The sequence below is a fragment of the Pandoraea pulmonicola genome, from assembly GCF_000815105.2.
Lineage (GTDB): Bacteria > Pseudomonadota > Gammaproteobacteria > Burkholderiales > Burkholderiaceae > Pandoraea > Pandoraea pulmonicola.
On the sequence record NZ_CP010310.2, the window covers coordinates 5327211 to 5339994 of the forward strand.

The window sequence follows — 12784 nt, forward strand, 5'->3', positions numbered from 1 at the left end:
CCCGCGAACGATCCGCAATCAGAATTGGAAATAGAGGAAACGAGTTTCCTTGTGAAGATTCACCAGGCAAAGGAACAACAGCGCGAGCGTAACCGACAGCCACGCCGTGTTGGGCTGCCAGCGCATGAAACGCTGGGCGGCTTCCTGAACCTTGAACAGCGCGGGCGAATAGCGTCCCATCATCTGGTGTGCGTTCGGTGTGAACCAGACGATGCCGAGCAGCACCACCACATACACGAGCTGCAGATGATGCCCGATCAGCAAGCGCCACCCATCGCCGAAACCGGCGCCGGCCAGATAGCCGAACGATGGCCACGCCTCGAAGCCGTGCACCCCTGTCATGCCGCCGAGCAGCGCCAACGCGTCATGCACGCCGTTGGCGCGAAAGAACGCCTGTGCGACGAGCACCGCGACGAACGTCAGCGCCACCGAAGCCACATGCGCGAACCACTTGGGCTTGTGCGTGGCCGGCCGACGCCCGATCACGAAGATGCGCCAGCCATGATTGACGGACAGGTACGCCGCGTGCAGCAGCCCGAACACGAGAAACTGGAAGCCTGCCCCGTGCCATACGCCGGCCAGGCCCATCGTGAAGACCGTCGGCACGACGATGGCACCCAGGAAACCCGACGGGGTACGCGCGCCTTCCGAGCCGACCGGCAGACCGCGTGCGCTGCGGCGCCGCGAAATGGCCATCGTCACCGGATAGAACAGATAGGACGTCAGATAGCGTGTGAGCGTGATGTGCCAGCGCGCCCAGAAATCGATGACGCTGGTGGCCTTGTACGGCGAGTTGAAGTTCAGCGGGAAGCGAATGCCGAACATCTTCGCGAGGCCCAACGCCATATCGGAGTAGCCCGAGAAATCGAAGTACACCTGCAGCGCGTAGCTCAGGCTGGTGCCCCACGCGGCCCAGAACTGCAGATCGCCCGGCGCGGCGAAGCCGGCGTCGGCGTACGGCGCCATCGCGTCGGCCAGCAGCACCTTCTTCGCCAGACCGATCACGAACAGGATGCCGCCGATCGAGAGATTCTCCGCCTTGAAGCGGTAATTCTCCCGCTGCGCGAACTGCGGCATCATTTCCTTGTGATGCAGGATCGGCCCCGCGATCAGATGCGGGAAGAAGGTGACGAACAGCACGTAGCTCAGCAAGCTGCGCTCCTTGACCAGCCCGGCGCGGCAGTCGAGCAGAAAGCCGATCTGCGTGAACGTGAAGAACGAGATGCCGAGCGGCAGCACCAGCGTGTCGACGCTCGAGTGCGTGAGCCCCAGATCGTGCAGGAATCCGAGCAGCGCCGCGAAGTACTTGTAGTGAAACAGCACGACGAGATCGACGCCCACGCCGACGGCGACGATCGCGTTCTGCAGGCGCGCGCGTCCCGCATAGCGCAGCACGCCCTGGCTCACGAGATAGTTGAACGCGATGGAAATCGCGAGCAACACCACGAATTGCGGGTTCCACCAGCCGTAGAACACGAACGACGTCAGGCACAGCCAGAAAGCGGCCAGCCGCAGATTGATGGCGCCGCTGAGGTAGTGCCCGGCGAGCGCCACCGGCAGGAACAGCAGCAGGAAGAGATATGAGTTGAACAGCATCGGGTGTCGCGTGTCTTGTCGTGTCGTTTCTTGTCGGCGGACGTGGCGTGTTGGCGCGTCGGTACGTCAGGGCAATCGGGCCAGCACGGCCTTCTCGTCGTCGCTCAACGGCAGCGACAGCGCGTTCTCCGAGAACTCCCAGATCACCAGCTTCAGACTCCGGGGCCACTGCGCACGCTGCTTGAGCGCCACGGTAAGCGCACCGGCGAAGTCGCCACCGTCCATGCTCATGTTCCAGACCTCGCGTCCCAGGTCGACGCCGAGCCATTCCGCAAAATTGCTCCGGCGGCCGTGCGAACTGCCGGCGAGCATCACCTCGACCGGCGGCGTATCGTCGAGCAAGCCACCGCTGCGCTCCGGCGCGATGTGCTGCGCCGCCGCCAGATCGGGGCGTGGACGCCAGCCGTCGGGCGCATCGGCCAGTCCCGACAGCGTGAGCAGATCCCCCACGCGCGGCTGCGGTGCGGCGGGCTGGCCCACGTCGAACGCCTGCGGGCCTTTGCCAGGCAGCAACGCGAGTCCCGTCTGCGCCACCGTGGTGGCGGCGGCCTTGGCCCCTTCGGCATTCATGTGCACGTCCGTGCGGAAGAACATCGGACGGTCGCGATCCGCGAGCGTATCGCGCAAATCGACGAACGGTACGCCCTCGCGATGCAGCGACGACTTCACGACATCCATGCGGGCAAGCATCTCGGCCGACACTTGTCGCCCGCACAGGTGCGCGGCCTCGATGCGCGCCTTGTCCGGCACCGCGACCACCATGACGTTCACGCCCTGCGCACGCACCTGACCGAGCCAGTAATGCATGAGGCGCAGACGATCCTCGAACACGGTGCGCGCCGTGCCGGGCCGCGGCCGCATGCCATCGCGATAGAACATCCATTGCGGGCAGCCCATGGCGACCTGTTCGCCGACGTCGCCCAGCACGCGGTAGCGCACGGCGGCGTTCCACGTCTCGACCGTGGCCTGGCCGGGCAGCCGCAGCGACTTGTTCAGCGCCGCCCCCTCCGTGCCGTCGAGCCAGGCCTGCAGGCTCACCTGATCGCGCTCGAGCCGTGCGTGCGCGAGCGTCCACAGGCCCCATGCGAGGCCGCAGGCGAGCAGCACCGCCATGACGACGGCCGTCAGGCGGTGCGATGGCGGTTGAGGAGAATTGATATCCGGCACGTCGTCAATTTCCCAGTGCGGTCTTCAGGCGCTTGCGCCAGACGTCCGGCGTCATGATCGAGGCGTTGTCCCACAGACCGGCGGCGTCCGGGCCTTGCGAATACGCAGGCTCGAAGATCTGCCAGACGAGCACCTGCGGCTTGGTTTGCTTGAACGCCGGCGACTCGAGGTATTCGAGCAACATCACCCACTGGCCGACGTTCCCCGGCTTCCAGTTCACCGAGACCGGACGGTCGAGCAGGTTCGACAGCTTCTGCGGGAAACCGAAGTACGGCTGCATCATGCTGTGCCCGGTGATGTGAACGGGGGCGGGGGCGTCGTCGAGCAGATCCTGCCCTTCCGACGGACGGCGCACGGTGAAAATCTCCCGGCCGATCTTCTTGCGCTCGTCGGCAGTCAGGAACAGGTCCGCCAGATCGCCGTAGCGGCGGTCGTTGACCATGCCGCCCAGCGGCATGCCGGTACCCGGCTTGCCGGAGAGCGTGGGCACGTCCTTGCGAATCATGTCGGCGGTGGCTTGCGCGGTGGCGTCGGCGGCGACCTGCGTCCAGTGCTGGTCGGTGCGGTAGTACACGTCCTGGCCACTGTCCTTGATGCGACGCAGGATCACCTCGTCGTCGAACGTGCTGATGTCTGCCGCCTGGAGCTTGCCGAGGATCGTCTTGTAGCGCGCCTTGACCTCGGGGCTCATCACTTTGCCGTCCGGCAGCTTGTCCTGATAGAACAGCGACTTGTCGGGCAGCAGCAGCACTTCGAGCTTGATGTTCTTCGCGGCGAGCGCATCGCGCGCCTCGCGAACCAGCGCCGTGTTCGCGTCGATGCCGCGCGTGTCGACCTGCGTGAGACTGCCCCAGCCCGGGAAGAGCCAGTTGTCCTTGCCGCGAATGATCAGCGTCGACGCGTCCTGCGCCTGCGCGGCGCCCATGGCGAGCGTCAGCGCGCACGCCGTCAGGCAGCGCACGAGACCGCGGCGAATGTCGCGATGAATGCCACGCGATGCATGGGTTTCGGAAGCAAACGGGGTCATGCTGCAACTCCTCGATATCGATGAAAACGTGTCACGCGTCATGTCCGCGCTCAGTACGACAGCGTGAAGGTCAGGAACAGCCCCTTCGCGCGATCCGCCTGCCCGCCGCCGACGTTGAAGCGGTACTGCGTGGCGAAGTCCACATAGGAGCGCGCCGTATTGTAGTGGTCCGAACGGAAGTAGTAGCGGACGTTGAAGCCGACACCGGCCCCCAGCGACCACGACGACGCGTTGCCGAGCAGCTCGTAGTTGTCCACGCCGGAGATCGGCAGCCCCTCCACCCGATCGGCGGTCTTGAGCCAGTCGCCGCCAAGAACCGCGTACGGATAGAGCACGAGGTGCTCGCTGATCTGATCCATGCGGAAGCTCTCGCCCGCCCGCACTTCGAAGGCGGCGAAGTACTGGCGACGCTTGACCTTGCCGGAGGTGCGGGTATTCGTGGCGCCGGTGGTGTTGTCCGTCGTCCAGAGATCGGACGGCATGTCCTGCCACGCGTAGCCGGCCTGCACGTAGCTCTCGAGCGTGAACCAGCTCGGCTGGTCCATGCGCAGCTCGCTGCCGATGTAGTAGCCATAGGTCATGTACGCCTGCCAGCCGCCGTTGCCGGCGTTGGAGCGGTAGTTGCCCGTCTCGTTGCGCTGGTTGAGCGCGCACTGCAGATCCTGGCGCTTGGGCTGGAACGTGCCCGTGCGGGTCGCGGTGCCCAGGTTGAACAGGCGCTCGATGCCGAAGGTCAGGCCGAGCTCGGTGGACGGCGTGAAGCGCACGCCGAGGATGCCCTGCGTCGTCGGAATGCCGGCAATCCCGCGGTTGGACGTCGGGTCGATGTTGATCGGCGCCTGACTGCAGGGATCGAGGCCGGTTTGCGCGAGCGTGCGTCCGCCGCCGTCGTACAGCGTGTTCGACACTTGGGCGTAGGCTTCGAAGGCGCGATTGTTGGCGTTCAGCCAGCCGCGCGGCCGCCAGAACACTTCGGCGGTGCTGAACACGGCGTTGCCGGGCACCGAGATCGCCGCGCCGCCGAGCGCGCCACCGGCGGGCCTCGCCCCGCGATAGCCGACCGACACCGTTGCCCCCCACTGCCGCGATACGTCCGCGATCGCGCCGCGCGTGTCGTACAGCTGTTCGGGCGTGAGCGGCAGGCGCTTCGCGTCGTACTCGTCGATGGCGTTGCGGAACGTCGTTTCGGCCTCGTCCTTCTTTCCGGCGGCGGCCAGTGCATAGCCCTCGGCCAGAACGATGTCCGGCGGCGCCTTGCCGGTCGCGCGAGCGGCGCGGAAATCCTCGACCGCCAGCGCCGGCTCGTCGAGCCGTTGGCGCAGGTAGCCGCGCTGCACCAGCAGATCGGGATCGTTCGGTTTCTCGGCGAGCGCCTTCTCGATGCGCTCGCCCGCTTCCTTGGCTTGCGCCGCGTTGCCGGCAGCCAGCGCCGACGTCAGCAGGCTCTGGTAGATCGGACTCTTCGGCTCCAGCTCGACCGCACGGCGCGCCTGCTTGATCGCTTCCTGGTAGTCCTCGCGGTCGTACGCCGCATAGGCTTGCGCCGACGGGCCGCCATACCCGACCGTGTCGTACGGCAGCAATTCGTAGACCGTGCCGTAAGGCGTCTCGCGCGGATCCTGGATCGGCGCGGGGAAATTGACCTGCGTGAGCACCGTCGGCGGACGCTTGCCGGCGCGCGCCAGCTTCAGGCGCTTCTTCACGAGATCGTCCTTGGCTTCCTTGCCGTCCTTTTCGGCCAGCGGGGCGAGCAGTGCGAGCGCGCGCGCGTGATCGCCGCCGGCGAGCGCCGCATCGACGGCGATCAGACGCACGTTGCGCTGCTGGCCCTCGTCGAGCCAGTCCTGCTTGAGCGCTTCGTCGAAGTCGGCGTCGGCCAGCGACTTCTTGCCCTGCAACTGGCGCAGATACCCACGCATCTCCAGCGCCACGGTGTTCTCGTCGTTCTGCTTGATCGCGTCCGTCGCCGCATCTTCCGCCTCGGGCAGTTGCTGGTCGAGCATCAGCGCCGAGATCAACAGCAAGCGGTAGCTGTCGTCGTCGGGCGCGAGCCGCACCGCTTCGCGCGCGAACGGAATCGCGTCGTTCGGCTTGTTGTCGATGATCGCCTGGTAGCCCTGGCTTGCCGGCTCGATCGCCATGCGCGCGCGCAGCACCTGGATGCGCGCCTTCAGGTCCGAGGTGTTGGGCGCGCCCAGCGAGATCGCCGTGTTGGCAGCCGCCACGCCCTCCTCGAATTTTTCCTGCGCTTCAAGCCCGGCGATCCACAGCAGCGCCCATGCGCCTTGCGTCGGGTCGATGCGGAAGGCCTGCTCCGCATGCGCGGCGGATTCCGCGTATTGTTGCGCGTTGGCTTCCGAATAAGCCTGCGTGGCGATCGGAAAACCACGACGGAAGGCTTCCGTCGGCGGCGGTCCGCCCGCCTGCGCCTGGCTGAGGTTCGTGCTCGCGTCGCGCAACGCGGGCGAATCCAGGCCGTACTTGATGGCGTCCTCGACGGCCTTGCGGGCCTCGTCGAGCTTGCCCGCACGCTGCAGCGAGTACACCAGCAGCATGCGCAGACGCAGCACGTCCGGGCGCAGGCGCACGGCGGACGCGGCCGCGCTGGCCGCCTGCGCGAAGCGCCCTGCCTGGTAGTGCTTGTAGGCCTGGTCGGCGAACTTCCACGCCTGTCCGGAAAGCGGCGCGTCGCCGGTGGGCCGCGCCGCGCGCGGCTGGGTCTGGGCCGTCGCCTGTGCGGCGGGCCAGCAGCAGGCCATGGCCGTGACGAGAAGGAGCGTACGGAAGGGCGGCATCATGTCGCGACGGAAGGAGAATCGTTGGGCTGCAATGCCGGCACAGGCACACCCTGTTGAAACGAAATGGCTTCGTGCAGCGTGGCTTCGTCGAGCCAGCCCATTTGCATCAGGATTTCGCCGAGCGGGCGCTTCTCGCGCTCCTGCGTCTGCAGTGCGAAGGAGAGTTTGCTCTCGTCGATAGCCTGCCACGACAGCAGCAGCTCGCCCAGACGCTGACGCTGTTGCGTGAGCTGATCGGTCGACGGGAAGTCGTGCATCGTCTTGTCCCACACCAGGCGCTTGCCCGTCACCAGGTGCACGATGAACAGGCGCCACGCGCGCGCGGCCGCCATCGCGTTGATGAAGTTGCCGATCACCATGCGCGGCGCGGCGAGCAATGCGTGCTCCCAACCGTACATGTGATAGACGAAGATGCTGCGCTGCAGGACCCGCAGCGCCAGCGCCACGGCGTTCACGCCCATGAGCGTCATGACCCAGCCGTTCGGCGGGAAGAGCGACGGGTAATAGGTCGTCCACCAGCCCATGCGATCGGCGAACAGGAACAGCACGAAGTTCACCAGCAGCACATAGGCGATGATGGCGACGAACGACGTCGCCAGCCCCTTGCGGTCGCGAAACAGCAGGTACTTCGTCGCGAGCGAGCCCGCCCATCCGACCTGTATCCAGCCCTGCAGGCCAATGCCCAGAGTCCAGCGCGCCTTCTGCCGATAGGCGGTCTTGAAGGTGTTCGGGAAATACTCCCGAATGCCCAGCGGCATGCGGATCGTCGAGACCTTTTCCTTGCCGAAGCCGAACAGGCCCGAACGTTTGATCACGTACTCGACCGGGAACTTGCCGAAGATCTGCTTCATGCCCTTGCGCGCGAGCCGCGCGCCGATGTCGTAGTCCTCGGTCAGCGTGTCGGTGTTGAACGGCTGGTTGTTCGTCTCGGCGGCCAGTTCTTCGAGCGCGCGGCGAGAGAAACACGTCCCCACGCCGGCCGAGGGCACCATCTTCGACAGGCTCTCGCGCACCACCAGATCCTTGGTGTGCCATTCGGCGAACTCGTCCATGTAGGTGCCCGCCACGAGTTCGTACCACTCTCGCTCGAGCGAAGTCACCGGCAGTTGGATAAAGTCGATGCGCGGCAACAGATAGTTGTAGTACTTGAGCTCGAGCGGGTGAAGCACGTCCTCGCTGTCGTGAAGGATCACGCCGGCGAACGGTTCGGCCTGCTGCTGGTTCTGCTTGAAGATGGCCTGCACGATCCAGTTCAGACAGTCCGCCTTGCAGGTCGGCCCGTCGTGCGGCACTTCCACGCGGACCAACTGGCGATAGCGGCGACGCATGCGCTCGACTTCGGTCTTGGTCTTCTCGTCGTTGCGATAGGTGCCGACGAAGATCATGTAGTTCTTGTACTCGAGCGTGCCGACCATGCTCTCCAGCATGGCGGCGATCACGTCGTACTCCAGCCAGGCGGGCACCATGATCGCCAGCGGCTGTTCGCGCACGGCGCGCAACTGCGACGCCTGCAACGGCGTATAGCGGCGCTTGATGAACAGCGCGCGATAGAGCTGGCGTCCCCAGTACCAGCCATCGACGAAGAGATCGTCGATGGCCGAGAGCAGGATGATGAGACCGACCACCGCGCTGGCCACTTCCAGCACGTGATAGTAGTCGGCCACCAGATAGGGCCAGTAGAGCGAGGAGATCACGGCGTCACGCCCCGGCCGCTCAATGACCGCTCTGCTTCTTGCGTCCGGCGCGCAGCGCCAGCACGAGCACCAGCAGCATCACCAGCAACGCGATGGCGATCGCCGGCACGCCCCACGACACGTAGCGGCGCCATTCGTAGAACGCACTCTCCCCCGCGCCCGGCGGCTGGCTGGCGTCCGGATTGCTGCTGTCGATCCAGGCGACGGGGCCGGCCGGTCCGATGATCGCGAGATTGCCGCGATTGAGCAGGAACGGCTCGCCGACGTCCGCTTTCGACTCGCCGACGGCGTACCACAGCAGGCCGTCTTCGCCGCCACCGCGCACGACTTCCGCCGTCGACAGGTTATTCAGCCCGGTGATGTCGAGCCACTTGGCGTCCTTGCCGCCGATCTCCAGACGCTTGCGATCGGACACGCTCACCGTCGGCTTGGCGCCATCGACCGACACTTCCATCGCCACGAAGGGTTTGGACGGCTTCACGCTCTTGCCACCGGCGGCAACCGTGAGTTCGGTGCGCGACGGGGCCAGACCGCTCGCGGCCGCAATGCCGATCACGCGACGGATGTTCGCGGGGGCGTCCTGGAGGTAGCGATCCGGCACGATGAGCTGCGGGTTGCCGGCCATGAGCGGCAGCAAGCCGACGAACGTGCCGTCCGGCTCGGCCTTGCCCGGGCGGATGTAGCTCGCCGCCGGCAGGACATTGACCGGATAGGCCTGCGGAATCTCATCGCAGTTCGCCGAGTACGGTTGGCGCTGCACCGACACGCGCAGCGTATTGTTCACGCCGAGAACATAGCCCGGCACGCGGGCCTTGAGCTGCTCGGGGCGGCCGTTCGCGTCGAGTTGCTTCGCCGCGAGGAGAATGCCGTTCCAGAACACCGTCGCCACCGGCTTGGACGCCGCCGGGCCGGGCGCTGCCGACAGGTACAGCGAAATCTCACCCGGCATGCGACCGTCGGAGGCAACCGCGCCCAGCGGGAAGCTCACCGTCCAGTCGCCGCGGGCGAGCACGTCGAAGCTGTCCGACGAGCCGCCCAGGCTCGACAGGCGTACGACCTGCTTGTCGGCGATGTCCGGCGTACGCGCGATCGGCGCGGTGATGTTGTTCGAGAGCAGCAGGCGGCGCAGCGAGTTGTCGAAAAGACCGGCGGCCTGCGCCCCGGCGTCTCCCGCCACGGCGATCACCGACTGGTTGCCCATCGACAGCAGACGGATCTGCTTGGCGGCGAGTGCGTCGTTGGCCAGCGGTGCGCGTTGGGCGCGCCAGGTCTTGAACGCCTCGGCGGCGTCCGCGTCGGAAGCGAGCTGACCTTGGAGCGCGTCGAAGGCGGCGGCCAGACGCGCGCGCATGGCCGCATCGGCCACCACGACGTCGCCGCTTACCGATGCGGCGTTCACGGCCAGCAGCGCGCCGAGTTCGGCGTCGTTGGCCAGCTTGTGCGTCGCGCTGTTGTCGCGCAGCGCGGCGAATGCCGGCACGCCGGCGAGGCCCGCCGGCACATTGATACCGCGCGTATCGACGACGTCGCCCACGGCCGGCAGCGCGCGCACGACCACGCGCTTGCCGCTGCGCTCCAGCGCCACGCCGATTCGCCAGGCGCTGTCGAACGCGTCCTGACCGAGCGTCTTCGAAGCCACGAGCAGCGACGGTGCGCCGGGCAGCGTGCCCCACGCGTCGTCAAGGCTCGACACCGACTTCTGATCGATGCGATACGTCAGGCGTGTCTGCGGCGTGATCGTCACCGAATTGGCCAGCGAGCGGTCCGGCTCGCAGCGGTAGTCGCCCGTGCGCGAGTGCCAGTTCACCGAGAAGCGCACGAAGCCCGAATCGCGCGCACGCGGCGAGACGGAGAGATTGCGCTGCAACGGACCGTCGCCGTCGGGCAGCGACTGCGACGTCATCGGCTGGCCGTCGATGGACAGCACCACCGACGCCGCGCCACGTTCGCCCTTCAGATAGCGGCCGTCGAACGCGATCGACGCGTCGGCAAGCGGCAGACCCTTGGGCACCGGCAGATAGAAATCCTGGCTCGCGTCGCCCGACAGCACGATCGGCGCCGTGATGCCCAGATCCGCCAGCGCGATGCTGCGCTGCAGGTTCGTACCAGCGCCGAGCGCACGCACGCCGTCGCCGAGCGAGCTGGCGTGCGAGAGGGCCGGCGCGAAAGCGCCGAGCGCGGCGAAGGCGGCGAAGGTGGAGAAAGCGCCGGCGGCGACCAGACGCGTGCGGCACAGCGGCGACCGCGGCAGCAGGGATGATGTTCTGGACAGCATGTCGTGGGCCTTGCGACCGCGCGGGGCGGACGTCGCAGGCAACAGGTTGGGCAGCGGCATGGTGGTTCCGTGAGTAGGCGCGTCGCTCGCACGAGCGATCGGGTCAGAGTGGGTTGACATCGGCAGGGTGGACAGGACAGTCATCGTGAATCGCTCCGGCATCGGGTCAGAGTGCATGGCCGAGCGCGGCGGCGTCCGGATCGAATTCGCTGACCGTGCGCCCGCACAGGGCGTCGACGATGCGTTGCGAGGCATGACCGTCACCGTACGGATTGAGGCGGCGCGAGAACGACGTGTGATACGCGAGGTCGTCGAGCAGGCGCGACACGCCCGCCACGATACGCTCGCGATTCGCGCCGACGAGCGCCACCGTCCCGGCGGCAACGGCTTCCGGACGTTCGGTCACATCGCGCATGACCAGCACCGGCTTGCCGAGATACGGCGCCTCTTCCTGCACGCCGCCGGAGTCGGTGAGGATGACGTAGGCGCGCTGCATGAACCACACGAAATCGACGTAATCGAGCGGATCGATGAGGTGCACGTTACTGAAGCCGGACAGCTCGGTCATCACAACTTCGCGCACGGCCGGATTCAGGTGCACCGGGTAGACGATCTGGATGTCGTCGCAGCGCGCCAGATCCGAGAGCGCGGCGCAGATGTTGCGAAAGCCGTCGCCGAAGCTCTCGCGACGGTGCCCCGTCACGAGCACCATGCGGCGCGAGCTGTCGAGCCACGGATAGCGTGCGGCGACGCCGCGCGCGAGCGGCGAATCGTCGCGCAGGCGCGCGGTGAGCGTGGCCAGCGCGTCGATCACGGTGTTGCCGGTCACGGCGATGCGGCCCTGCAGGTTTTCGCGCAGCAGGTTCTCGCGGGACGTGGCCGTCGGCGCGAACAGCCAGTCGCCCACGGCGTCGACCACGCGACGGTTCATTTCTTCCGGGAACGGCTTACCCAGGTCGCCCGTGCGCAAGCCCGCCTCCACGTGCCCGATCGGAATGCGGCGGTGGAACGCGGCGAGCGCGCACGCCGACGCAGTGCTCGTATCGCCGTGCACCAGCACGTAGTCGGGCTTCTCTTCTTCGAGCACGGCGTCCACGCGGGCAATGGCGCGCGAGAACAGCCCGTTGAGCGTCTGGTTGGGCACCATGACTTCGAGGTCGTACCTGGCCGTCAGCCCGAAGAGCGACATGACTTGGTCGAGCATCTGGCGATGCTGGCCGGTCACGCAAACCACACTGTCGATGCCCGGCTCACGGTCGAGCGCGGTCACGAGGGGCGCCATCTTGATCGCTTCGGGGCGCGTGCCGAAGATTGACAGAACTTTCATCGTTATTTCTTCTGAACGGCGTCTGCTCGCGCCATACGGGCGCGCAGGCTTATCTCGCCCCGGGACATCGGACAGGGGCTGGCTCAGACATGAGGACGGAATGGCTGCAGCGACGCTCCGACTATTGTGTCGGTATCCGATATATTGACATCGGTCGTCTGCGCGACGAAGACCCACTGACGATACCGACCGACGAGGTCGGGATCGAACTACCCCCTCTTGCCACCTCATTCTTCGCTGCAAATCACGCGTTTTTTCGTGGCAGCACAAACTAGGTTGGGCGAATGGTATAGACCCACCGTCCCCATACAGTCCCCCCAGGGGGGACGAAAGGAACATTGTGGCGTACGAACAACAACGAAAAGCCGATGAAATCGTGGGCTCGGCCTGCGCGGCGTCGAGGGAAGCGCCCCGGGGAAGAAGGTTCGGAATGCGCGGAAGTCTTGAGCTGCAACGCTTCAGCGGCGAAAGAGGGGGATCTTGTCAGAATGGCATCGCATCATGCGAACGATGTAGTTCCGCAGCGTTGCGTCGTGCGGCGCGAGTCGATGGGAATGCCATCGTGGATGGCTGTCACATCCACGACATTTTGTGTGCGCAGGTGGGCCGTGATCGCGAAAGTGGCTTCGCATCGCGTGAGAATTCCGGTCGGCGGCGCCAACCGGCGAATCGAGGCCTGACCCGGAAGGTAAACGCAAAAGGCCGGATGTCGTGAAGACATCCGGCCTTTGTGTGCGTTTTGCGTGCGTTTTTGTGCGTTTTGCCGAATCCGACGCCGGCCGGCCGCGATGTGTCGATGTCACACCGATGCCGTTGTGATGGCGTCCCCTAGGGGATTCGAACCCCTGTACTCACCGTGAAAGGGTGATGTCCTAGGCCTCTAGACGAAGGGGACGGAAA

General features: G+C 66.2%; 7 protein-coding genes and 1 tRNA gene. All 8 read right to left on the bottom strand.

The window, feature by feature from the left end; genetic code table 11:
• Positions 1–18 precede the first annotated feature (18 nt).
• The 8 genes from RO07_RS22970 to RO07_RS23005 all read right to left on the bottom strand — a co-directional run bounded on the left by RO07_RS22970 (position 19) and on the right by RO07_RS23005 (position 12779).
• Positions 19–1596 (bottom strand): MBOAT family O-acyltransferase, encoded by a 1578-nt coding sequence (locus RO07_RS22970; protein ID WP_039406150.1) that lies wholly within the window; start codon positions 1594–1596, stop codon positions 19–21.
• A gap of 66 nt (positions 1597–1662) precedes the next feature.
• Complete coding sequence (locus RO07_RS22975) at positions 1663–2763, bottom strand: alginate O-acetyltransferase AlgX-related protein (RefSeq protein ID WP_039406152.1); 1101 nt, start codon at positions 2761–2763, stop codon at positions 1663–1665.
• Positions 2764–2767: 4 nt separating this feature from the next.
• On the bottom strand, positions 2768–3790 hold the full coding sequence (locus RO07_RS22980) for an alginate O-acetyltransferase AlgX-related protein (protein ID WP_052266828.1): 1023 nt from the start codon (positions 3788–3790) through the stop codon (positions 2768–2770).
• A gap of 50 nt (positions 3791–3840) precedes the next feature.
• Positions 3841–6588, bottom strand: coding sequence for an NfrA family protein (locus tag RO07_RS22985; protein ID WP_039406153.1), 2748 nt, complete (start codon positions 6586–6588; stop codon positions 3841–3843).
• Entirely contained in the window at positions 6585–8282 is a 1698-nt protein-coding gene (locus RO07_RS22990) for a glycosyl transferase family protein (protein WP_052266829.1), read from the bottom strand. The genes RO07_RS22985 and RO07_RS22990 overlap by 4 nt, the downstream gene beginning before the upstream one ends.
• A gap of 19 nt (positions 8283–8301) precedes the next feature.
• Positions 8302–10617 carry a cellulose biosynthesis cyclic di-GMP-binding regulatory protein BcsB gene (locus RO07_RS22995; protein WP_237171329.1) on the bottom strand — a complete coding sequence of 772 codons (2316 nt, stop codon included), beginning with the start codon at positions 10615–10617 and terminating at the stop codon, positions 8302–8304.
• 106 nt (positions 10618–10723) lie between these two features.
• Positions 10724–11884 (bottom strand): non-hydrolyzing UDP-N-acetylglucosamine 2-epimerase, encoded by a 1161-nt coding sequence (gene wecB / locus RO07_RS23000; protein WP_039406154.1) that lies wholly within the window; start codon positions 11882–11884, stop codon positions 10724–10726.
• Positions 11885–12703: 819 nt separating this feature from the next.
• Positions 12704–12779, bottom strand: a tRNA-Glu gene (locus tag RO07_RS23005).
• Positions 12780–12784: the final 5 nt, after the last annotated feature.

Coding starts and splice junctions, on each gene's coding strand:
- RO07_RS22970 (WP_039406150.1), bottom strand. CDS start 1,596: ATGCTGTTCAACTCATATCTCTTCCTGCTGCTGTTCCTGCCGGTGGCG.
- RO07_RS22980 (WP_052266828.1), bottom strand. CDS start 3,790: ATGACCCCGTTTGCTTCCGAAACCCATGCATCGCGTGGCATTCATCGC.
- RO07_RS22985 (WP_039406153.1), bottom strand. CDS start 6,588: ATGATGCCGCCCTTCCGTACGCTCCTTCTCGTCACGGCCATGGCCTGC.
- RO07_RS22995 (WP_237171329.1), bottom strand. CDS start 10,617: ATGCCGCTGCCCAACCTGTTGCCTGCGACGTCCGCCCCGCGCGGTCGC.
- wecB (WP_039406154.1), bottom strand. CDS start 11,884: ATGAAAGTTCTGTCAATCTTCGGCACGCGCCCCGAAGCGATCAAGATG.